The following is a 23,302-nucleotide window of genomic DNA, read 5'->3' as shown; positions in this document are numbered from 1 at the left end:
CACATGAAACACCGCACCGCAAAGGGCTTTCGCCCCATGCCGAAACTGCTGGCGTGCGCACTGGCGAGCTGCCTGTTCGCCGTCGCGACACCGGCGCTGGCCCAGAGCACGGCAGCGACCGTGCGCGGCCAGGCGCCTGCCCAGGCGCGGGTGACCGCGACTAACGTGGCCACGGGACTGAGCCGCAGCGTCGAGGCCTCATCGAGCGGCAACTATTCGGTCGCCGGCCTGCCGCCGGGCACGTACCGCATCGACGTCGCGGCCGCGGGCCAGACCACATCCAGGGTGGTCACGCTGCAGGTGGGGCAGACGGCGACGCTGGACCTTGCAGCGGGTGGGGCCGCCGAAACGCCGGCGACGGGGCCGGTGACGGAACTGGGAGCGGTGACGGTGACGGGGACGTTGCTGGCCGAGACCAAGACGTCGGAGGTTGCGACCTATGTGACGCAAAAGCAGATCGAAGCGTTGCCTCAGGCCTCGCGCAATTTCCTTGCCTTCGCCGATACCGTGCCGGGCATGATCTTCGAACAGGGGCAGGACGGTTCGACGAAGCTGCGCAGCGGTGCGCAGAGCTCCAACGGCATCAATGTGTTCATCGATGGCGTAGGGCAGAAGAACTATGTGCTCAAAGGCGGCGTCAGCGGCCAGGATTCCACCAGTGGCAACCCGTTCCCGCAGCTGGCGATCGGCGAGTACAAGGTCATCACGTCCAACTACAGCGCCGAATACGATCAGATCAGCAGCGCCGCGGTGACGGCGGTGACCAAGTCCGGCACCAACGAATTCGAGGGCAGCTTCTTCTGGGACTACACCTCCGACCAGTGGCGCAGCCCGACATTCCGGGAAGAACGCAACGGATCCAAGGTGGACTCCAAGGAAGAGCAGTACGGCGCCGCTTTCGGCGGACCCATCATCCGCGACAAATTGTTCTTCTTCGTGACCTACGAAGCGAAGGAAATCGATCGTCCGCGCGACATCCGGATCGGTGACGGGGCCTTCAATCCTGCCGGCCTGACGTCGGAGCTGGCGTCGTTGATCGGGTCAAGTGGCGCGCCGTTCGATCAGGACATGTACTTCGGCAAGCTGACCTGGCAGCTCAACGACAACCATTTGATCGAGCTGTCTGCCAAGCGTCGCGACGAAGAGGAAATCACCAACATCGGTGATGGACCGAACACGAATTCCTATGGAACCAGCAAGACCAACAACAGCACGCGCGTCGACCTGCGCTGGCAGTGGAACGGCGAAAGCTGGCTTAACGACATGCACCTCACGTCCGAGGACGATGAGTGGAGCCCGCGACCGATCACCATTGGCCCCGGTTACCAGATCACCAACAATCTGGTGAACCAGGGCGAAGGCAACGTCATCCTCAACGTGGGAGGCGGGCAGGACTTCCAGGACAAGGGGCAGAAGGGCTATTCGTTCCAGGACGATTTCACGTTTACCGGGTTCGAGAACCACACGATCAAGGTCGGCTTCAAATACAAGTCGATCGAGGTGAACGCGTTCGAGCAGCAGCCGTTCAATCCGCAGTACCGCGTGGATTACTACGAGAACCTGCTGGAAGGCCGCGGAACGCTGGCTACCTTCGTGCCTTACCGGGTTGACTTCGGCGCGCCGCTGCCGGGCGCCGTCGACCGCAACATCACCTCAACCAACAAGCAGTACGGCATCTATTTCCAGGACGACTGGGATGTCACCGACAAGCTCACGCTCAACCTGGGTATTCGCTATGACTACGAGCGCACCCCCGGCTACGAGGATTTCGTGACGCCCGCTGCGCTGGTCGATGCATTGCGGAACTGGAGCAACATCCATGGCCCGAATGTCGACTACGACATCGAGGACTACATCAGCACGGGTAACAATCGCGATGCCTACGACGGGCAATGGGCGCCGCGCCTGGGCTTCTCCTACGATCTCTTCGGTAACCAGCGGCACGTAATTTTCGGCGGCGCAGGTCGTGCGTACGACCGGAACCTGTTCGACTACCTCGCGCTGGAACAATCGAAGAGCACGTTCCCGCGCTACCGCTTCCAGTTCAACACCACTTTCCATCCGTGCACGGTCGGGGTCGACAACTGCCTGGCCTGGGATCCTGCGTTCCTCGATCCCGAAAACCTGTTCGCGCTGGTAGCGGCCAACCCGAACCTTGGTGCCGAAGTGAACCTGATGAACAACCATCTCAAGGTCCCGTATTCCGACCAGTTCAGCCTCGGCATGCGCAACATCTTCACCGTATGGGGGCACGACTGGAATTCGTCGGCGACGATCGTCCATGTGCGAAGCAAGGACGGCATCCAGTTTGCGCTGGGCAACCGGTGGCCGGATGGCAGCTACCGTGATCCGGCCTTCCCGGATGCGACGTGGGGGCATCAACCGTTCGGTTTCCCGATCCCCGGCTTCGGGACGCTTCTTCTCGCCGACAACGGCATCGAGACCCGGCTCAACCAGTTGCTCCTCTCGCTCGAGAAGCCGTACACGACCAGTTCGCCATGGGGCTTCACCATCGCCTACACCTACAGCGATGCGGAAGAGAACCGGAACAACGCCGCCAATTCGGACGAACATTACCTGTTCGACTATTCGGGCCAGGTGGGGCAGCCGTTCACGACCTCGCTGGGCATCCCCAAGCATCGCCTCGTCGCGACGGGAATCTACGAGTACAAGGGCCTGACGTTCTCCAGCAAGTTGACGCTCGCCAGCCCGACGCCGAAGGAAGCCGTGAACTGCCACGACACGGTGAGCTTCGACAACTGCTTCTTCGATCCCTTCACGCCGGACGACACGATCGGTTTCAAGCAGTTCGACCTCGCCGTACAGAAGGAATGGGATACGGGCACGGATCTGAAGTTCCGCGTGCGCGGCGACGTGTTCAACGTCTTCAACTGGAAGAACTTCCTCGACTACGACACCTGGCGCGGCGATCCGGTGAACGCGAACCCGACCTTCGGCCGTCGCAACGGTGATTCGACGGTCTGGCCACCGCGCATGTTCAAGCTGTCATTCGGCCTGAGCTGGTAAGCGGATGGAGGCGCCGGCCACCGGAGCGGTGGCCGACGCCACGTATTCCCCGTCTGGAGTTGCTGATGCTGCAGCAGTCCCGTCGCAAGGCACTGTCTTCTTTCATGCTCGCCTGTTTCGTTCTGGCGATCGGGGCGTGCCAGCGTGCGCAGGCGCCGGCGGCGGTACAGGAAAAGCCCGACGCTGCTCTTGCGCCGCCATCCACGGAAGCAAACCGCGCGCCGCTTCCGCCGCTCTTCGACGACATCGAAAAGCGCACCTTCCAGTTCTTCTGGGACACCACCAACGAGAAGAACGGGCTGACGCCGGACCGCTATCCGTCGCGGCCGTTCTCGAGCATCGCGTCGGTGGGGTTCGCGTTGACGGCGTATCCGATCGGCATCGAGAACGGCTGGGTGAGCCGCACGCAGGCGGTCGATCGCACGCTGACGACGCTGAAATTCTTCCGCGACCTGCCGTCGGGTCCGGAAGCGACGGGGAAGGGGGCTTACCAGGGCTTCTACTACCACTTCCTCGACATGCAGAGCGGCCAGCGGTTCGACAAGTGGGTCGAGTTGTCGAGCGTCGACACGACGCTGCTGATGATGGGCGTGCTGTTCGTGCGCGAGTACTACACCGGCGAGGATCCGCGCGAGCAGCAGATCCGCGCGCTGGCCGACGAGCTCTACCGACGCGTCGACTGGACCTGGATGCAGCGCCGGTCGCCGCTGATCTCGATGGGCTGGGACCCGGAAAAGGGCTTCATCGAGCACGACTGGCAGGGCTTCAACGAAGCGATGATGGTGTACGTGCTGGCCCTGGGTTCCCCGACGCATCCGGTCGGGCCCGACGCCTGGACCGCATGGGCGAGCACCTACGATCGCACGTGGGGGAAATTCCAGGGGCAGGAATATCTCGCGTTCGCGCCGCTGTTCGGCCACCAGTACAGCCACGTCTGGATCGATTTCAGCGGGATCCAGGACGATTACATGCGCAAGCGCGGCATCGACTACTTCGAGAACAGTCGTCGTGCCGTGCTCGCGCAACGCGCGTATGCCATCGCCAATCCGATGCGATGGAAGGGCTACAGCGCGAATGCCTGGGGGCTCACCGCCTGCGACGGGCCGGTCAACACGCGCCAGGTCTACGAAGGCGAGCAGCGCGAATTCCACGGCTACTCGGCACGCGGCGCAGGACTGGGCCACAGCTTCGATGACGGCACGATCGCACCCACGGCAGCCGTCGCTTCGCTGCCGTTCGCGCCCGAAGTGGTGGTGCCGGCGACGCTGGAGATGCACGAGCGCTACGGCGACTTCCTGTATTCGAGCTACGGGTTCCTGGACTCGTTCAATCCCAGCTTCCACTACGACGTGCCGCTGGTGACCGGTCGCCTGGTGCCCGGGAAAGGCTGGGTGGCGAGCGATTACCTTGGCATCGACCAGGGGCCGATCGTCACGATGATCGCGAACTACCGCAACGGGTTCGTCTGGAACGTGATGAAGCGCAGTCCCTATATCCGCGCCGGCCTGAAGAAGGCGGGCTTCCGCGGCGGCTGGCTCGACGCGACGCCATCGGCGCCGGATGCCGCGCCGGTGCAGAATGCGGGCGAATCGCCAACGGGGAAGTGAGTCGATGCGGATGCGGTGGCCGGGCCAGCTTCATGCCATGCGCATCGCCTGCAGGGTGGCGGGTGCGGTCCTGCTGGTGTTGACGCTGGTCACGTGCGCGAAGACCACCGACCGGCGCGAAGTCGTGCGCTTCTGGGCGATGGGCTTCGAGGGCGAAATGGTCGTCCGCCTGATCCCGGAGTTCGAGCGCCGGCATCCCGGCATCCACATCGTCGTGCAGCAGATGCCGTTGATCTCCTCGCACGAGAAATTGCTGACGGCTTTCGCGGGCGATGCGCTGCCGGACGTGTGCGCGATCGGCAACACCTGGGTGTCCGAATTCGCCCTGCTCGGCGCACTGGCGCCGCTCGACCGTCGCATCGCCGCGACGCCGTCGATGCAGGTGTCCGACTATTTCCCCGGCGCCTGGGATACCGGCGTCATCGACGGCGCGACCTACGCGGTGCCGTGGTACGTCGAGACGCGCCTGCCGTTCTACCGCCGCGACCTCGCCGAACAAGCCGGCATCCGCACACCGCCGCGCACCTGGGATGAGTGGAAGCGGGCGCTGGCCGCGGTCAAGCGCGAAGTCGGCCCGCGGCGTTACGCGATCCTGCTGCCGCTCAACGAGCACGAGCCGTTGTTGAACCTCGGGATCCAGGCCGAGGAGCCGCTGCTGCGCGACAACGGCCGTTACGGCAATTTCCGCAGTCCGGGCTTCAAGCGCGCGCTGGCGTTCTATCGCGAGATCTTCGACCGGCACTGGGCGCCGCTGGCGAGCAATACGCAGATCGCGAACGTGTGGGACGAGTTCGGTCGCGGCTATTTCAGCTATTACATCAACGGGCCCTGGAACATCGCCGAATTCCGCAAGCGCCTGCCGCCGCAGGTGCAGTCGGCGTGGATGACGATGCCGCTGCCCGGTGAGAAAGGGCCGGGGGCCTCGGTCGCGGGCGGTGCGAGTTTCGTGCTGTTCAATCATTCGCCGCACCAGGACGCGGCGTGGAAGTTCGTCGCGTATTTGTCCGAGCCGGCGACGCAGCTGCGCTTCCACACCGTGACCGGCAATCTGCCGCCGCGACGCAGCGCGTGGGAAGCGCGCGCGTTCACCGCCGATCCGTATGCGCGCGCGTTCCGCGACCAGCTCGAACGCGCAAAGCCCGCACCGAAGGTGCCCGAATGGGAGCGCATCGCCAACGAGATCAAGCTCGTCGGCGAGCAACTCGCGAACGGCCGCCTGAGCGTCGACGAAGCTGCGGCCGAACTAGACCGGCGTGCCGACCGCATCCTCGAGAAGCGGCGCTGGATGCTCGATCGCCAGGCGGCAGGTGCGCCATGAAGACCGCGACTGCCGGCTGGATCTTCGCCGCGCCCGCATTGACGGTGATCGCGGTGTTCTTCGGATTGCCGGTGCTGGCGGCGCTGGCCCTGAGCCTGACCGACTTCGACATCTACGCGCTCGCCAACAGCGACAACCTGCGCTTCGTCGGCCTGGACAACTACCTGGGCCTGCTGCGCAATCCGCTGTTCTGGAAGGCGCTGGGCAACACGCTGTACTTCGTCATCGTCGGCGTTCCGCTGTCGATTGCGGCTTCGCTCGGCGCTGCGCTGCTGCTGCATTCGCGGCTCGGCCGGTTCAAGCCGTTTTTCCGCACCGCGTTCTTCGCGCCGGTGGTGACCACGGTGGTCGCGGTGGCGGTGATCTGGCGCTACCTGTTCCACACCAGTTACGGCCTGGTGAACTGGGGCCTGTCGTGGCTGGGCATCGATCCGGTCGACTGGCTCGGCGATCCCCACTGGGCGATGCCCGCGATCATCCTGTTCGCGGTGTGGAAGAACTTCGGCTACAACATGATCATCCTGCTGGCCGGCCTGCAGTCGATTCCCGAAGACCTGTACGAGGCCGCGCGCATCGATGGCGCGTCGGCGCCGCGGCAGTTCTGGCACGTGACGCTACCCATGCTGGGGCCGGTGCTGCTGATGGTCGCCATCCTGACCATGGCCGGCTACTTCCAGCTGTTCGCGGAACCCTATGTGATCACGCAGGGCGGGCCGCTGCAGAGCACGGTGAGCGTGCTCTACCTGATGTACGACGAAGGCTTCAAGTGGTGGAACCTCGGCAATGCATCGGCCGTGGCCTTCCTGCTGTTCGTGCTGATGAGCGTTACGACCTCGGCGATGCTGTGGTACGCCCGCAGGAAAGGCGCGGAGTGAGGCGACGATGAATCCACGCCTGGCCAAGGCCATCATCAACGGCTTGCTGATCGGACTGGCTGCGCTCAGCCTGGCGCCGTTGCTGTGGATGCTGGCGGTGTCGTTCATGCAGCCGGGCGAGGCGAGCCATTTCCCGCCGCCGCTGTGGCCGGATGCGCCGACCCTGCACAACTACCGCGAACTGTTCGCCAAGGCCGGCATGGGGCGCTACCTGCTCAACAGCGCGCTGATTGCCGGGCTCACCACGCTGATCGCGCTGTTGCTCAACACGATGGCGGGCTACGCCTTCGCCAAGCTGCGCTTCGCCGGTCGCGAACGCGTGTTCCGGCTGTTGCTGGCGGCGCTGGTGATCCCCGCGCAGGTGACGATGATGCCGCTGTTCCTGATGCTCAAGCAGATGGGGCTGATCAACACGTACGGCGGCGCGATCGTTCCCGGCATGGCCGGCGTGTTCGGGATCTTCCTGGTCCGCCAGTACGCGCGCTCCATTCCCGATGAACTCCTGGAAGCCGCGCGTATCGATGGCGCGGGCGAGGGCCACATCTTCTTCCAGATCGTGCTGCCGCTGCTCAAGCCGATCCTGGTGACGCTGGCGATCTTCGTGTTCCTGGCCTCGTGGAACGACTTCATGTGGCCATTGATCGTGCTCAGCGACAACAGCATGTACACGCTGCCGGTGGCGCTGGCCTCGCTCTCGCGCGAGCACGTGCAGGACATCGAAATGATGATGGCCGGCTCCGTGGTGACGGTGCTGCCGGTGCTGCTGCTGTTCCTGGTGCTGCAGCGCTACTACCTGCAGGGCCTGCTGGTGGGGAGCGTGAAGGGATGAGGTTGCTGCGTCCGTTCGTGCTGCTGGCGGCGTTGGGACCGGGCATGCCCACCGCGGCGGGAGCGACGGTGCTGGACGACTTCGGGGACGGATCGCCCTGGCGCGTGATCGCCTCCAACCAGGTGACGGGCCGACTGCGCGCAACCGACGGCGTCGAAGGGCGCGCCTTGTGCCTGGATTACGACTTCAACGGCGTCTCCGGCTATGTCGGCCTGCAGCGCGAGCTGCCGCTGGCGTATCCGGCGGATTACGAATTCGCCTTCCAGTTGCGCGGCGATTCGCCGGCCAATGACCTGCAGTTCAAGCTGATCGACGCCAGCGGCGACAACGTCTGGTGGGTGAACAGGCCGCGCTACGACTTCCCCGTGCAATGGACGCGCGTGGTCTACAAGAAGCGGCACATCGCGAAGGCGTGGGGACCGTCGCCGGATCCGGTGCTTCACGAGAGCCGGAAGGTGGAGTTCACGATCTCCAACAGCGTGGGCGGCCAGGGTTCGGTGTGCTTCGATTCGCTCGAATTCCGCGAGCGCGCGGTGGAGACTTCGCCGCCGCCGCGCCCGGTCGCCACGGCGACGGGTTCCATCGGCGGAAACCCGGCGGCCAACGCCGTGGATGGCCGTACCGATACGGCGTGGCGCGCAACGGCGGAGCGTCCCGCAAGCATCGATCTGGACCTGGGACGCCAGCGCGAGTTCGGTGGAGTGCGGCTGCGCTGGATGGAAGGCGAGGGGGCGACGGTCTACGACATCGCGCTCTCGCAGGACGGCAAGGACTGGCGGACTGTGCGCCAGGTTACCCAGGGCAATGGCGGCATCGACCCTATCGCATTGCCCGAGTCGGAAGCGCGTTACCTGCGGCTGAGCCTGCACGAAGGGCAGGGCCGGCGCTACGGGCTGGCCGAAGTCGCCATCGAGCCGCTGTCCTTCGGCGCGACGCCCAACGATTTCCTGCGCGCCATCGCCGCGGATGCACCGCGCGGGATTTTTCCGCGCGGCCTCCAGGGCGAGCAGCCGTACTGGACCATCGTCGGCATCGATGGCGGGACGGACCAGGGCCTGATCGGCGAGGACGGCGCCGTCGAGCTCGGGCGCGGCGGCATCAGCCTGACGCCGTTCGTGCGCGTCGACGACCGGCTGGTGACCTGGGCCGACGTGCAGCTGTCGCAATCGTTGCAGGACGGCTACCTGCCGATCCCCTCGGTCGAGTGGACGCATCCGCAATTCCATCTGCGCGTCACGGCCTTCGCGCAGGGCGACCGCAAGCAGGCGCGGATGCTGGTCCGCTACGCGCTGACCAATACGGGCGATTCAGCCCGCGACTACGTGCTGGCGCTGGCCGTGCAGCCGTGGCAGGTGAATCCGCCCACGCAGTTCCTCAGCACGCCGGGCGGGTTCTCGCCGATCCACGAGCTGGCCATGGACGGCAGCAACGTCACGGTCGCCCGCAGGCCCGTCGACGGACGGGGGGATGCGCGCGTCGTGCTGACGAACCTGCAGCGACCCGACGTCACGTTCGCGACGTCGTTCGATGGCGGACTGGTCGCCGAACACCTGCGGAAAGGCGAAATCTTCGACAACTCCGGATCGCTGCAGCGCGCCGCCGTGGTGGACGAGACCGGCATGGCCTCCGGCGCGATGCTGTACCGCATGCGCCTGCAGCCCGGCGAGCGCCGGGAAGTTGCGTACTACGTTCCATTGAGTGCGACGAGCGGCGGCGCCAGGGCCGAATCGAACGACCCTTCCGCCAATCCGTTCCCGGATGCATCGGATTCCGACCTCGTCGCCGCGCAGCAGGAAGTCGCCGCGCAGTGGCGTGCGAAGCTCGATGCGGCCGCGATCCGCGTGCCGCCGCAGGGCCAGCATCTCGTCGACACGCTGCGCACCGCGCTCGCCCACATGCTCATCAGCCGCACCGGGCCGCGCCTGCAGCCGGGTACGCGTTCGTACGCACGCGCCTGGATCCGCGACGGCGCGATGATTGCCGAAGGCCTGCTGCGGCTTGGACGCGAAGACGTGGCGGAGGAATTCCTGCGCTGGTACGCGCCGTACCAGTTCGACAACGGCAAGGTGCCGTGCTGCGTGGACGACCGCGGCAGCGATCCGGTCCCGGAAAACGACAGCCACGGCGAACTGATCTTCGCCGTCGCGGAGCTGTACCGCTACACACGCGATCGCGAGCTGCTGGATGCCATGTGGCCGCACGTGGCCGGTGCGGTGAAGTACATGGACGAACTGCGCCTGAGCGAACGCACGGCGGACAATCGCGCCGTGAATGCCGCGTTCTACGGAATGATGCCGGCCTCGATCAGCCACGAGGGCTACTCGGCCAAGCCGATGCACTCGTACTGGGACAACTTCTGGGCGCTGCGCGGTTACAAGGACGCGGTCGAGATCGCGCAGTGGCTCGGAAAGCGCAAGGAAGCGGCGGCGTTTGCAGCCTCGCGCGACCAGTTCCGCGCCGATCTGCATGCCTCGCTTGTGGCGGCTACGAAACAGCGCGGCATCGATTTCCTGCCCGGGTCGGCGGAACTGGGCGACTTCGATGCGACGTCGACCACGATCGCGCTTGCGCCCGGCGGTGAGCAGGATGCGCTGCCGCAGGACCTGCTGCACAACACCTTCGAACGCTACTGGCGCGAGTTCGTGGCCCGCCGCGACGGCACGCGCGAGTGGAAGGATTACACGCCTTACGAGTTGCGCACGGTGGGAACGTTCGTGCGCCTGGGTGAGAGGGAACGCGCGCACGCGGCGCTGGATTTCTTCTTCGGGGACCAGCAGCCGCGCGGCTGGAACCAGTGGGCCGAAGTGGTGTCGCGCACGCCGCGCCAACCGTTCTTCGTCGGCGACCTGCCGCACGCGTGGGTGGAGTCGGACTACGTGCGCTCGGTGCTCGACATGTTCGCGTACACGCGGGAATCGGACGATGCGCTGGTGATCGGCGCAGGTTTGCCGGCGGACTGGCTGGAGGGCGAGGGCGTATCGGTTTCAGGCCTGCGCACGCCGCAGGGCGCGCTGTCGTACGCGCTGAAGGCCGACGGGGATACGCTGCATCTCGCGTTGCGGGAAGGCGTGACGGTGCCAAAGGGTGGTGTCGTGCTTGCGTTGCCGCCAGAGTGGCGGAGCGCGACTGCCCGCAGCGGAGGCGGGGTGAGGAACGGAGAATTGCGCGTCAATCGCGTCCCGGTCGAGATCGTGATCAAACGCTGATTCGGGCGGCTGGCCTGCGACGGAACTTCTTCTCCCCGCTTGCGGGGAGAAGATGCCCGAAGAGCCTGCCCCCGAATGCTTTAATCGGGGGGCAGATGAGGGGGGCGAGCGCAGCGAGTTGCTCTTGCTTTTCTTCTCAACGGCGAAAGCAAAGCCAAGGCAGCTCGCTCCGCTCGCCCCCTCATCCGCCTTCGGCACCTTCTCCCCGCAAGCGGGGAGAAGGGAGTAGGCCCGGCGCAACGTGGAGAAGGAGTAGGCCCGACACGACGTGGAGAAGGGCGCAAAGCCCCGGCACAAGGAACGGCGGCCAGATCCCGGCGCAAGCTCAATACGGCAACGGCTCCGCCAGCGACCGCCCATGCGTCGCGATCACCTTCGAGTACCACCGCGCGCTGTCCTTCGGCGTGCGTTCCTGCGTCACGTAGTTCACGTGCACCATGCCGAAGCGCTTGGAGTAACCCAGCGACCACTCCAGGTTGTCCATCAGCGACCACAGCATGTAGCCACGGATGTCCACGCCTTGCCGGATCGCCTCGTGCACCGCGCCGATGTGCTTGCGCAGGTAGTCGATGCGCAGCGGATCGCGCACGCGGCGATTGCCGGCCTCGTCGACCATAGCCGCCGGCGGATCGAAAAACGCGGCGCCGTTCTCGGTGATGTAGACCGGTAGGTCGCCGTAGGTCTGCTTGAACCACAGCAGCAGGTCGGTGAGGCCCTGCGGGAAGACTTCCCAGCCGGTTTCCGTGTAGGTGCCCAGCGGCTGCTTCACCACGCCGGTGTTGAGCGGATAGCTTTCCGCCGCCTTGGTAACGCTGCGCGTGTAGTAATTGATGCCGACGAAATCCAGCGGCTGGCGGATCAGGCGGAAGTCGTCTTCCGGCCATTCCGGCCAGGCGTCGCCGAAGATCTCCTTCAGCTCGGGCGGGTAGCGGCCGAGCAGGGCGGGGTGAAGGTACTGCTCGTTCATGTAGGCGTGCGCACGCCGCACCGCCGCGGCGTCTTCCGCCGAATCCGAGGCCGGGTACTTCGGCTCGATGTTCACCACCAGGCCGATCTCGTGCTTGCCCAACTCGCGATACGCCTTCACCGCCGCGCCGTGCGCGCGCATCAGGTTGTGCGAAGCGATGGGCGCCTCGTACCTGCTGCGATGACCCGGAGCGAGCGCGCCATGGAGATAGCCGCCGTCGGTGACGACCCACGGTTCGTTGTGCGTGACCCATTTCTTCACCCGTCCGTCGAGCGCGCGGAACAGCACGCTGCCGTATTCGGCGAACCAGTCGGCGATGTCGCGGTTGAGCCAGCCGCCGCGATCGTCGAGCGCCGCGGGCAAGTCCCAGTGATAGAGCGTCAACAGCGGCTCGATGCCGTTGGCGAGCAGCTCGTCCACCAGGCGCGAGTAGAAGTCCAGGCCCTTCTGGTTCACCCGGCCGGTGCCCTCCGGGAGGATGCGCGACCACGACACGCTGAAGCGATAGGCCTGCAGGCCCAGCTCGCGTATCAGCTTCACGTCGTCCTTCCAGCGGTTGTAGTGGTCGCAGGCCACGTCGCCGGTGTCGCCGTTGAGCATCATCCCCGGCGTATGTGCGAAGCGCGTCCAGATGCTGGGGCCGGCGCCGTCGGCGAGTGGCGAGCCTTCGATCTGATGCGCGGCCGTGGCCGCGCCCCACAGAAAACCCTCGGGAAAGACTGGCGCCTGGTTCATCTGGGTCTCGCCTCCGTGGCCGGGTCGTTGATTACTGAGTATGAAAACGGTTACATGGCGCAGGATAGCCCACGATCCAGCCGGATGCATGTCCGGGGGCGCGGCTCCCTCGCCCGGGGTGGAAAAGGAACCGGAGAACCATGGCCAAGGTCTCGCTCGATCGCTTGCGCAAGGTCTACCCGAACGGCTTCGTCGGCGTGGCCGACGCGACCTTCGAAATCGCCGACGGCGAGCTGATGGTGCTGGTCGGCCCGTCGGGCTGCGGCAAGTCGACCCTGCTGCGGATGATTGCCGGGCTGGAAGCGATCAGCGACGGCGAGTTGCGCATCGGCGACCGGCGGGTCAATGACCTGCCGCCGAAGGAACGCGATATCGCGATGGTCTTCCAGAACTACGCGCTGTACCCGCACATGACGGTGGCCGAGAACCTCGGCTTCGCGCTGAAGCTGCGCGGGATGCCGAAGGCCGACATCGCCGCCCGCGTCGCGGAAGCGGCGGCGATGCTGGAACTGGACCGCCTGCTCGAGCGCAAGCCGGGCGCGCTGTCTGGCGGCCAGCGCCAGCGCGTGGCGCTGGGGCGGGCGCTGGTGCGGCATCCGCAGGTGTTCCTGCTGGACGAGCCGCTCTCGAACCTGGATGCCAAGCTGCGCAGCGGCATGCGCGTGGAGATCGCGCGCCTGCACCGCCGGCTCGGCGCGACCATGGTCTACGTCACCCACGACCAGATCGAGGCGATGACGCTGGGCCAGCGCATCGTCGTGCTGAAGGACGGGCAGATCCAGCAGATCGACACGCCCATGGCCCTGTACGCGCGACCGGCGAACCTGTTCGTCGCGACCTTCCTCGGCAGCCCCGCGATGAACATCGTGCACGGCCGCCTGGTTCGTGCCGACGGCCTGGCACTGAGCCTGGGCGAGGGGCGCCGCATCGGCCTGGACGGCGTCGACGTGCCGGTGTCGTGGCTGGATCGCGAGCTGGCGGTCGGCGTGCGGCCCGAGCACCTGCTGCCGGCAGGTCCGCAGCGTGCCGCCGCGCTCAACGCCGAAGTCGAAGTGGTCGAACCCGTGGGCAGCGAGACCTTCGTCAACCTGCGTTATGGGCCTGACGCGCTGGTGGCGCGGCTGGCTCCCGATGTGAGCGTCGAGGTCGGCCAGGCCCTGCCGCTGGACCTCGCTGCCGGCGCGCTGCACTTCTTCGACGCCGCTACCGGACAGCGGCTGGAAGCGGGCGCCTGAGCAAGGCACGGACGGCCGCTTGCCGCGCCGCGGCAGCCGGTATACTCCCGGGAAGCTCGTGCCGGATGGTGCGAGACAGCCTAATCCAATCAAAGGCTTAGGCAATAATTCTAATTGGTTTTGTCACTTAGCGGCGCTGCCTGCCGGCAGCGTCAGGGGCTGTTCTGCCGCATGCGTCTTTCCACCATCAAGCTGTCCGGCTTCAAGTCCTTCGTCGACCCGACCACGCTGCACCTGCCGACCAACATGACCGGCGTGGTCGGCCCGAACGGCTGCGGCAAGTCCAACATCATCGACGCCGTGCGCTGGGTGATGGGCGAAAGCTCCGCCAGCCGCCTGCGCGGCGATTCGCTGACGGACGTGATCTTCGCGGGTTCCTCGGCGCGCAAGCCGGTGTCGCAGGCGATGGTCGAGCTGATCTTCGACAACTCCGACCACACCATCAGCGGCGAATTCGCCGCGTTCAACGAAATCTCGGTCAAGCGCACCGTCAGCCGCGACGGCCAGAACCAGTACTACCTCAACGGCGCCAAGTGCCGCCGACGCGACATCACCGATCTCTTCCTCGGCACCGGCCTGGGCCCGCGCAGCTACTCGATCATCGAGCAGGGCATGATTTCCCAGGTCATCGAGGCCAAGCCCGAGGAACTGCGCGTCTACCTCGAGGAAGCCGCCGGCATCTCCAAGTACAAGGAGCGCCGCAAGGAAACCGAAACGCGCATCCGCCACACGCGCGAAAACCTCGACCGCCTCAACGACCTGCGTGAGGAAGTCGGCAAGCAACTCGAGCACCTCAAGCGCCAGGCGCGCCAGGCCGAGCAGTACCAGGCGATCCAGGCCGAACGCAAGGTCAAGGACGCCGAGTGGAAGGCGCTGGAACACCGCGCCCTCGACCAGAAGCTGCAGGCGCAGCGCGAGAAGCTCAGCCAGCAGGAAACCCGCCTGCAACAGCTCATCGCCGAACAGCGCGAAGCCGAGCGCCTGATCGAAACCGGCCGCGTCCGCCGCGAGGAAGCCGCCGAGAACCTCAACAAGGCGCAGGCCGCCAGCTACGAAGTCGGTGGCGCGCTCGCCCGCATCGAGCAGCAGATCCAGCACCAGCGCGAGATGTCCACGCGCCTGCAGCGTGCCCGCGACGAAGCGATGAACCAGCTGGCGGAGATCGCCCAGCACATCGGCAGCGACCAGTCGCGGCTGGACGTGCTGCGCGCCTCGATCGAGGAATCCGAGCCGCGCCTGGAACAGCTGCGCGCCGAGGACGAGGCACGCCAGGAAGCGCTGCGCGATGCCGAAGCCCGGCTCAACGACTGGCAGCAGCGCTGGGACACGCATACGCGTGCGCAGTCCGAAGCCGCGCGTGCGGCGGATGTCGAACGCACCCGCATCGAACACCTCGACCGCCAGGCCCTCGATGCCGATCGCCGTCGCGAAGCGCTGAGCGCCGAACGCGCCGGGCTCGACCTGACCGCGTTGACGGATGCGTTCGCCGGCATCCAGGACCAGCACGACACGCAGAAAGCCTCGCTGGAAACGCTCACCAGCGAGCTGGAACAGCGCAAGCACACGCTCACCGAGCTGCAGGACCAGCAGCGCGCCGCGCAGACCGAACTGGCCGAGGTGCGCAAGCAGGCGCAGACCTCGCGCGGCCGCCTGGCCTCGCTGGAAACCCTGCAGCACGCCGCACTCGGGCAGGAGCAGGGCGCCGCGACCGAATGGCTGCGCCAGCGCGGCCTGGATAACGCCGCTCGCGTGGGCGAGAAGCTCGTCGTCGAACAGGGCTGGGAAAACGCCGTCGAAAGCGCGCTCGGCCAGCTGATCGAGGGCGTACTGGTCGAAGCACCGGAAGCGCTGGTCGATGCGATCGGCGACCTCGGTGAGGGCCGCCTCGCGCTGGTCGATCCGCACAACGATGCCGTCGCGTTCGCTCCGACGTCGCTCGCTTCGAAAGTCACCGGCCCGATCGCGATCCGCCGCATCCTCGCCAAGCTGCACACGGCCGAGACTCTGGCCGAGGCACGCGCGCTGCTGCCGCAACTGGGCGAGGGCGAATCGGTCATCACCCGCAACGGCGAGCGCCTCGGTGCCGGCTGGGTGCGCGTGCTGCGTTCGGGCGCCGCCAGGCAGGGCGCGCTGCTGCGCGAACGCGAGATCCAGGAGCTGCGCGCGCAGATCGAGGAACTGCAGAATCGCGAGCACGAACTCGAGCGCGGCATCACCGCCTGGCGCGATCGCCTGCTTGCCGCCGAGCAGCAGCGCGAAGACGCCCAGCGTGCGCTGTACATGGCGCACCGCGGCGTGTCCGAACTGGCCGGCCAGCTGCAGAGCCAGCAGGGACGCCTGGACAACGCGCGAAACCGCATCGAGAAGATCGACGCCGAACTCGCCCAGCTCGCTTCGATGCTGGACGGTTCGCGTGAACAGGCCGCCGAAGCCCGCGCCCGCCAGGAAGAGGCGGTCATGCGCATGGCCGAACTCGAAGACGCGCGCCAGCAGCTGGACGCCGAACGCCGCAGCCTCACCGAGGCCCGCGAACAGGCGCGCACCATGGCGCGCGAATCGCGCGATGCCGCGCAGGCGTTGCTGCTGAGCGTGGAAACCCAGCGTGCGCAGATCGCCGGCCTGATGCAGGCGCTGGAACGCATGGGGGGGCAGCGCGGTCAGCTGGATTCGCGCCTGGGCGAACTGGCCGAGCAGCTCGCCGACGGCGACGAGCCGGTGCACCAGCTCGAACAGCAGCGTCAGGTCGCGCTCGAACAGCGCGTCACCGTCGAGCACAACCTCACCGCCGCGCGCACCGCGCTCGACGGCATCGACAACGAACTGCGCCAGTACGAACAGACCCGCCACGCCCGCGACGAGCAGGCGATCGCGCAGCGCGAGGCCATCGGCCAGCGTCGCCTGGAGCAGCAGGCCCTCGTGCTCAAGGCCGAGACCCTCAGCGCCGCGATCGTGGAAGCGGGTTTCGTGATCGAGGACGTGGTCAATACGCTGCCCGACGATGCCGACGCGTCGGCGTGGGAGCGCATCGTCAACGACCTGGACGGCAGGCTGCGTCGCCTGGAGCCGGTCAACCTGGCCGCGATCCAGGAACACGCCGAAGCCGCCGAACGCAAGGAATACCTCGACTCGCAGTTCGCCGACCTCACCACGGCGCTGGAAACGCTGGAAGAGGCCATCCGCAAGATCGACCGCGAGACCCGCGGCCGCTTCAAGGACACCTTCGACCGGGTCAATTCCAGCGTGCAGGAGCTGTATCCGCGCCTGTTCGGTGGCGGTCATGCCTATCTCGAACTCACCGGCGAGGACCTGCTCGACACCGGCGTCACGATCATGGCGCGCCCGCCGGGCAAGCGCGTGTCCAACATCTCGCTGCTGTCCGGCGGCGAGAAGGCGATGACCGCGGTGGCGCTGGTGTTCGCGATCTTCCGCCTGAATCCGGCGCCGTTCTGCCTGCTGGACGAGGTGGACGCGCCGCTCGACGAAGCCAACGTCGGCCGACTGGCAAACATGGTCAGCGAGATGAGCGAGCAGGTACAGTTCCTGTTCGTCACGCACAACAAGGCGACCATGGAAGCCGCCCACCAGCTGTCGGGCGTGACCATGCGCGAACCGGGCGTCAGCCGCCTGGTGTCCGTGGACCTCGCCGAGGCGACGCGCCTGGCGGGCGCGGCGTAAGCCGAGAGAGAACGAGGAGCCGACGCACGATGTCAGACACCACCCTGCTGCGCATTGGTATCGTCATTGCCGGCGCGATCCTGGTCGCCGCGATCATTTTCTTCGGCAAGCCACGCAAGCAGGAGCAGGGCAAGCGCGCGTCGGCCAGGCAGGCTCCCCGGCCCAGCATCGCGGACGCCTTCGCCCCGCGCATGGAGCCCACCATGGGCGTGGTCGGCGACGAACAGGCGGTCGACGACCAGGACGAGCCGGTGACCCAGCCCGAACTCGCACTGGACGCTCCCGCAGCCAGCGCCGCGTCCAGCGATCTGGGCAAGCGCAACGACGAGACCTTCGAGAAGATCGTCACGCTGTACCTCGCCGCCCGTGCCGGCGCGAAGCTGCACGGCCCGGACATCGTCGTCGCCGCGGAGAAGGCCGGCCTGACCTACGGGCACATGGGCGTGTTCCACCGCCTGATCGACAATCATCCCGAGCGTGGCCCGGTCTTCAGCGTCGCCAACATCATGAAGCCCGGCAGCTTCGACATGGCCAGCATCCAGGCGATGGAAACGCCCGCGATCGCGTTCTTCCTTACGTTGCCGGCGCCGGTCGCGGCGCTGGACGCGTGGGAAACCATGCTGCCCACCGCGCAGCGCATGGCCGAGCTGCTGGACGGCGTAGTGCTGGACGAATCGCGCAATGCCCTGGGCCGCCAGCGCATCGCCCACATCCGCGACGAACTACGCGCCTACGACCGCCAGCGCGAAGCGCCGCCGCTGACCAAGCCGGGACGCTGGTAACCGAAGCGCAAACCCCGCGTCGGCAATTGCCTTTGGCTCGTCATTCCCGCGAAGGCGGGAATCCAGCGACTTTTGCTTTCGTTCAAGCCGCTGCCAGCCCAAGCCAACCCACGCTTGCTTTTGCTCGTCGTTCCCGTGCAAGCGGGAACCCAGTCACTTTCGCTTGTGACCACGTCGCGTTGGCAACCAAGCGCAACCCGCGGTCGGTTTTGCTCGGCGTTCCCGCGCAGGCGGGAACCCGGCGAGTTTGCTTCTAACCAAGCTGTGTTGGCCTCCAACGCAGCCACAGTTGCGTCCGCTCGTCGTTCCCGTGAAGGCAGGCTCGGCGAGTTGTTACTCGCTGGGCTAAAAGGCACTGGATCCTCGCCTACGCGGGGATGACAACCCTAAAGGCCTCCGTTTCGCGGGGATGACGGACCAACCTTGATCGTCGTTCCCGGCGCAAGGGAACCCGGCGACTTTGCTTCTGACCAGGCGGCGTTTGGCGAGACCCGCCCTCGGTCGTTTTGCTTCCCCCCTCGCGTCCACCCCGGCAGAATCCCGTACCTGGATTCCCGCCTCCGCGGGAACGACGAGCAAGGCGAACCCCGAAGAACATGACGCCGAAGTCGCCATCCCCCGCGCGCCGAATCGACGAGCTGCGCCGGCAGATCGAAGACGCCAACTACCGCTACCACGTCCTCGACGATCCGGACATTCCGGACATCGAATACGACCGCCTGATGCGCGAGCTGGAAGCACTGGAGGCCGCGCATCCCGAACTGGCCAGCCCGGACTCGCCGACCCAGCGTGTCGGCGACGCGCCCTCGGGCAAGTTCGCCGAAGTGCGCCACACCGTGCCCATGCTGTCGCTGGCCAACGCCTTCACGCCCGAGGAAATCCACGAATTCGTCGCGCGCATCGGCAAGGAAACCGGCGACTTCGAGCCCGTGTTTTCCGCCGAACCCAAGCTCGATGGCCTGGCGATCAGCCTGCGCTACGAAAACGGCGCGTTCGTGCGCGGCGCCACGCGCGGCGACGGTGCGACCGGCGAGGACGTGACCGCGAACCTGCGCACGATCAAGGCGATCCCGCTGCGCCTGCGCGGCACGGCACCCGCCGTGCTGGAAGTGCGCGGCGAGGTGTACATGCCGCGGGCGGCGTTCGAGAAGTACAACGCCTGGGCACGCGAGCACGGCGAGAAGACCCTGGCCAATCCGCGCAACGGCGCGGCCGGCTCGCTGCGCCAGCTCGATCCGCGCATCACCGCGCAGCGGCCGCTGGCGTTCTTCGCCTATTCGCTGGGCGAAGTGGAAGGCCCGCCCTTGCCGCCGACGCATTCGCAGACGCTGGCGCTGTTGCGCGAATTCGGCCTGCCGGTAAGCCCGCAAGTGACGACCGCGCGCGGCGCCGAAGGCCTGCTCGCGTACTTCGCGAAGATCGGCAGCGTGCGCGACGAGTTGCCGTACGACATCGACGGCGTCGTCTACAAGCTGGACCGCTACGACCAGCAGCGGGCGATGGGCTTCGTCTCGCGCGCACCGCGCTGGGCGATCGCGCACAAGTTCCCGGCGCAGGAAGAAGCCACCACGGTCGAATCGATCGAAGTGAGCGTCGGCCGCACCGGCGCGGTGACGCCCTTCGCCGTGTTCACGCCGACGCACGTGGGTGGCGTGACGGTGGTGAAGGCGACGCTGCACAACGCCGACCAGGTCGCGCGCCTGGACGTGCGCAAGGGCGACATGGTGATCATCCGCCGCGCCGGCGACGTGATTCCGGAAGTGGTGCGCGTGATCCCCGAGCGCAGGCCGACGGACGCGAAGGGCAACCCGCTGCACCCGCCGTTCGTGATGCCCACGCATTGCCCCGCGTGCGGATCGGCGGTGGAACGCGAGGAGGGCGAGGTCGTCGCGCGCTGCACCGGCGGCCTGTACTGTCCGGCGCAGCGCGTGCAGGCGCTGTTCCACTTCGCCTCGCGCCGCGCGATGGACATCGAGGGCCTGGGCGAGCAGTTCATCGCCGCACTGGTCGAATTCGACTACGTCCACACCGTAGCGGACCTCTATGGGCTGACCCTCGATGATTTCCTCGAGATGAAGCGCCGCGCCGACGAGCAGTCCGGTGCGACGCCGGCCACGGTGAAGTCCGGCAAGGTCGCCACGCGCTGGGCCGAGAACCTGATCGCCGCGATCGACGCCAGCCGCAGCACGACGCTCGAGAGACTGCTGTACGCGCTGGGTATCCGCGACGTCGGCGAGTCCACCGCAAAGACGCTCGCCAAGCACTTTGGCGCACTCGCTCCGATCATGGCCGCCGACGTCGATACCCTGAAGACCGTGCCCGACATCGGCCCGATCGTTGCCTCACGCATCGCGCATTTCTTCGCCGAGCCACACAACCGCGAGGTCATCGCCGCGTTGCGAGCCAATGGCGTGCACTGGAAGGAAGGGGCGCCGCAACGCGCGAGCGAGGGGCCGCTGTCGGGGCAGACCGTGGTGCTGACCGGCGGTCTGGCGTCGATGTCGCGCGACGAGGCAGGCGACAGGCTCGAGGCGCTGGGGGCGAAGGTGTCGGGCAGCGTGTCGAAGAAGACCTCGTTCGTCGTTGCGGGCGAAGCGGCCGGCTCCAAGCTCGCCAAGGCGCAGGAACTGGGCATCGAGATCTGGGACGAGGAGCGGCTGCTCGCGTTCCTCGCCGGGCACGCCTCGTGACGCAGGACTGGCAGCCTTCGGCTTCGTTCGAGGCGCTGCGCCTGCGCGCGCGCCTCAATGCCGCGATCCGCGGGTTCTTCGCCGAACGCGGCGTGTTCGAGGTGGAAACGCCGGTGCTGTCGCATGCCGGCAACACCGATCCGAACATCGCGTCCTTCTCGCTGGAATTCAGCGGCCGCACCGACGGCGCCCCGCGCACGCGCTGGCTGCGCACTTCGCCGGAATACCCGCTCAAGCGACTGCTCGCGGCGGGTTTCGGCGACTGCTACGAGCTGGGCCGCGTCTTCCGCGACGGTGAGGCTGGGGGCCGCCACAACCCGGAATTCACCATGCTGGAGTGGTATCGGGCGGGCTGGGACCATCGCCGGCTGATCCACGAAACCGCGGCTTTGGTGAACGCCGCGTTGGAACTCGTCGGCCGCAGTGCGCAACTACACGAAATCAGCTATCACGCGCTCTATCGCGAACGGCTCGGCATCGACCCGGCGACTGCCACGGACGAGGAACTGCGTGCCGCGCTCGGCGACGTGGTCATCGATCCCGCAGGGCTGACGCGAGACGACTGGCTCGATCTCCTGATGACGCACCGCCTGCAGCCGTCGTTCCCGGCCGACCAGCTGCTTGCGCTTTACGACTATCCGGCGTCGCAATGCGCTTTGGCGCGGATCCGCGAAGACAGCGCGGACGGCGTGCCGGTGGCCGAACGCTTCGAGCTCTACCTGGGACCGCTGGAACTGGCGAACGGGTACCACGAACTCGCCGACGCGGCGGAACAGGGCGCGCGCTTCGACAACGACCGGCGGCGTCGCGCAGAGCGTGGTGATGCCTTGCCGCCGCGCGACGAGAGCCTGTTGGCGGCACTGGCTGCCGGCTTTCCGGCTTGCGCAGGTGTCGCGATGGGCGTCGACCGTTTGATGATGGCGATGCTGGAGACGACGCGCATTGCCGATGTGCTGGCGTTCGACTTCGCCCGCGCCTGAAGCACTCTTGATCGTTGCCGTCCCCCGCGAGGCAGGTTCGCCCTCGATCCTTTTGCCGTCATCGCCGCAAAGCGCCCCGGATCCTTTGCCGACATCCCGCGAACGCGGGGCGTCTCTCGATTCTTCGCCGTCATCCCCGCGAAGGCGGGGATCCAGTGACTTTGCTCCTGAACTGTCCTGCAAACGCTGCCTGAGCCCGATGGCGCCCTCCCCAGCCTGGCTTCGAGTGCACCTGCGCCGCTCCTGCCAGCAGCTAAAATGCCTGTATGACCGACACCATCGACTTCGACCGCTACGACCGCATCCGCCCCATCCGCTGGACCGGCGATGCGCTGGAACTGCTGGACCAGCGCAAGCTGCCGTTCGAAGTCGGATACGTGAGCTGCGACACCAGCGACGAAGTCGCCGCCGCCATCCACTCGCTGACCGTCCGCGGCGCGCCCGCCATCGGCATCGCCGCGGCCTGGGGTGTGGTGCTGGCGGCGCGCACCATCGAAGCGGTCGACGGCGCCGAAGCCGTGCGCAAGCTCGAACCCGCCATGCAGCGCCTCAACGACGCGCGGCCCACCGCGGTTAATCTCGCCTGGGCGCTGACGCGCATGCGCCGCGTCGTCGGCGAAGCCGGCCCGGACTGGCGCGAGGTGATGGAGCGCGAAGCGCAGGCCATCGCCGACGAGGACCTCGCCGCGAACCGCCGCATGGGCGCGCTCGGTGCGGCGCTGATCGAACCCGAAAGCGGCGTGCTGACCCACTGCAACACCGGCTCGCTGGCCACCGCCGGCTTCGGCACCGCGCTGGGGGTGATCCGCGCTGGCGTCGCGCAGGGTCGCATCGGCAAGGTCTATGCCGGCGAGACCCGCCCGTGGCTGCAGGGCGCGCGCCTGACCGTGTGGGAGCTGCAACAGGACGGCATCCAGCCGACCCTGATCGCCGACGCCGCTGCCTCGCACCTGATGAAGACCGGTGCCGTGCAGTGGGTGGTCGTGGGCGCCGACCGCATCTGCGCCAACGGCGATACCGCCAACAAGATCGGCACCTACCAGCTCGCCATCGCCGCGCGCCACCACGGGGTGAAGTTCATGGTCGCCGCGCCCTCGTCGACGGTGGATATGGCCACGCCTACCGGCGCTGACATCCACATCGAGGAGCGTGACCCGGGCGAGATGTTCGCCATCGGCGGTGTGCGCACCGCGGCGCACGACATCGGCGCCTGGAACCCGGTCTTCGACGTCACCCCGCACGAGCTGATCGACGCGATCGTGACCGAGAAGGGCGTGATCGAGCGGCCCGACGAGGCCGCCATGCGGGCTGCTTTCGGCGCCTGAATTCCCGGCCCGCGGACCGGCTCGCGGGCCCCTTCTCCCGGTGCCTGCCAG

General features: G+C 66.9%; 12 protein-coding genes and 1 pseudogene. 12 read left to right on the top strand and 1 reads right to left on the bottom strand.

Annotated elements, in window-relative coordinates:
- Window positions 1-3: 3 nt before the first annotated feature.
- The 6 genes and pseudogenes from ACFPN1_RS04060 to ACFPN1_RS04035 all read left to right on the top strand — a co-directional run bounded on the left by ACFPN1_RS04060 (window position 4) and on the right by ACFPN1_RS04035 (window position 10,862).
- On the top strand, window positions 4-3,027 hold the full coding sequence (locus ACFPN1_RS04060) for a TonB-dependent receptor domain-containing protein (RefSeq protein ID WP_386753214.1): 3,024 nt from the start codon (window positions 4-6) through the stop codon (window positions 3,025-3,027).
- A 65-nt stretch (window positions 3,028-3,092) separates the two neighbouring features.
- Window positions 3,093-4,598: pseudogene (locus ACFPN1_RS04055) on the top strand (glucoamylase family protein); the annotation flags it as partial.
- A gap of 73 nt (window positions 4,599-4,671) precedes the next feature.
- Entirely contained in the window at window positions 4,672-5,952 is a 1,281-nt protein-coding gene (locus ACFPN1_RS04050; protein WP_386753213.1) for a sugar ABC transporter substrate-binding protein, read from the top strand.
- On the top strand, window positions 5,949-6,827 hold the full coding sequence (locus ACFPN1_RS04045) for a carbohydrate ABC transporter permease (protein ID WP_386753212.1): 879 nt from the start codon (window positions 5,949-5,951) through the stop codon (window positions 6,825-6,827). Before ACFPN1_RS04050 ends, ACFPN1_RS04045 begins: the two co-directional genes overlap by 4 nt.
- Window positions 6,828-6,834: 7 nt before the next feature.
- Entirely contained in the window at window positions 6,835-7,656 is an 822-nt protein-coding gene (locus ACFPN1_RS04040; RefSeq protein WP_386753210.1) for a carbohydrate ABC transporter permease, read from the top strand.
- The gene (locus ACFPN1_RS04035) at window positions 7,653-10,862 is read left to right on the top strand and encodes a discoidin domain-containing protein (protein WP_386753208.1); all 3,210 of its coding nucleotides are present in this window, start codon (window positions 7,653-7,655) and stop codon (window positions 10,860-10,862) included. Before ACFPN1_RS04040 ends, ACFPN1_RS04035 begins: the two co-directional genes overlap by 4 nt.
- Window positions 10,863-11,187: 325 nt before the next feature.
- On the opposite strand, the gene ACFPN1_RS04030 is transcribed toward ACFPN1_RS04035, so the two are convergent.
- Entirely contained in the window at window positions 11,188-12,564 is a 1,377-nt protein-coding gene (locus tag ACFPN1_RS04030; RefSeq protein WP_386753206.1) for a GH1 family beta-glucosidase, read from the bottom strand.
- 140 nt (window positions 12,565-12,704) lie between these two features.
- On the opposite strand from ACFPN1_RS04030, the gene ACFPN1_RS04025 reads away from it, so the two are divergent.
- From ACFPN1_RS04025 to mtnA, 6 genes are all read left to right on the top strand, one after another.
- A complete protein-coding gene (locus ACFPN1_RS04025) occupies window positions 12,705-13,799 on the top strand; it encodes an ABC transporter ATP-binding protein (RefSeq protein ID WP_386753204.1) in 1,095 nt (364 codons plus the stop codon).
- 171 nt (window positions 13,800-13,970) lie between these two features.
- Window positions 13,971-17,474: a chromosome segregation protein SMC gene (smc, locus tag ACFPN1_RS04020; RefSeq protein WP_386753203.1), complete on the top strand. Its 3,504-nt coding sequence runs from the start codon at window positions 13,971-13,973 to the stop codon at window positions 17,472-17,474.
- A 29-nt stretch (window positions 17,475-17,503) separates the two neighbouring features.
- On the top strand, window positions 17,504-18,256 hold the full coding sequence (gene zipA, locus ACFPN1_RS04015; protein ID WP_386753201.1) for a cell division protein ZipA: 753 nt from the start codon (window positions 17,504-17,506) through the stop codon (window positions 18,254-18,256).
- Between the two features lie 596 nt (window positions 18,257-18,852).
- Window positions 18,853-20,946, top strand: a complete 2,094-nt coding sequence (gene ligA / locus ACFPN1_RS04010; protein WP_386753199.1) for an NAD-dependent DNA ligase LigA — start codon at window positions 18,853-18,855, stop codon at window positions 20,944-20,946.
- Window positions 20,943-21,926, top strand: a complete 984-nt coding sequence (gene epmA / locus ACFPN1_RS04005) for an EF-P lysine aminoacylase EpmA (RefSeq protein WP_386753197.1) — start codon at window positions 20,943-20,945, stop codon at window positions 21,924-21,926. The genes ligA and epmA overlap by 4 nt, the downstream gene beginning before the upstream one ends.
- A 266-nt stretch (window positions 21,927-22,192) precedes the next feature.
- A complete protein-coding gene (gene mtnA, locus ACFPN1_RS04000) occupies window positions 22,193-23,251 on the top strand; it encodes an S-methyl-5-thioribose-1-phosphate isomerase (RefSeq protein WP_386753196.1) in 1,059 nt (352 codons plus the stop codon).
- The last annotated feature ends 51 nt before the right edge of the window (window positions 23,252-23,302 follow it).

It is taken from the genome of Lysobacter yangpyeongensis (assembly GCF_042655745.1).
Lineage (GTDB): Bacteria > Pseudomonadota > Gammaproteobacteria > Xanthomonadales > Xanthomonadaceae > Agrilutibacter > Agrilutibacter yangpyeongensis.
Note: the sequence above shows the minus strand (reverse complement) of the source record. Positions and strands in the feature narration are given on the sequence as shown.

Coding starts and splice junctions, on each gene's coding strand:
- ACFPN1_RS04060 (WP_386753214.1), top strand. CDS start 4: ATGAAACACCGCACCGCAAAGGGCTTTCGCCCCATGCCGAAACTGCTG.
- ACFPN1_RS04030 (WP_386753206.1), bottom strand. CDS start 12,564: ATGAACCAGGCGCCAGTCTTTCCCGAGGGTTTTCTGTGGGGCGCGGCC.
- ACFPN1_RS04035 (WP_386753208.1), top strand. CDS start 7,653: ATGAGGTTGCTGCGTCCGTTCGTGCTGCTGGCGGCGTTGGGACCGGGC.
- ACFPN1_RS04045 (WP_386753212.1), top strand. CDS start 5,949: ATGAAGACCGCGACTGCCGGCTGGATCTTCGCCGCGCCCGCATTGACG.
- zipA (WP_386753201.1), top strand. CDS start 17,504: ATGTCAGACACCACCCTGCTGCGCATTGGTATCGTCATTGCCGGCGCG.
- smc (WP_386753203.1), top strand. CDS start 13,971: ATGCGTCTTTCCACCATCAAGCTGTCCGGCTTCAAGTCCTTCGTCGAC.
- ACFPN1_RS04050 (WP_386753213.1), top strand. CDS start 4,672: ATGCGCATCGCCTGCAGGGTGGCGGGTGCGGTCCTGCTGGTGTTGACG.
- mtnA (WP_386753196.1), top strand. CDS start 22,193: ATGACCGACACCATCGACTTCGACCGCTACGACCGCATCCGCCCCATC.
- ACFPN1_RS04025 (WP_386753204.1), top strand. CDS start 12,705: ATGGCCAAGGTCTCGCTCGATCGCTTGCGCAAGGTCTACCCGAACGGC.
- ACFPN1_RS04040 (WP_386753210.1), top strand. CDS start 6,835: ATGAATCCACGCCTGGCCAAGGCCATCATCAACGGCTTGCTGATCGGA.
- ligA (WP_386753199.1), top strand. CDS start 18,853: ATGACGCCGAAGTCGCCATCCCCCGCGCGCCGAATCGACGAGCTGCGC.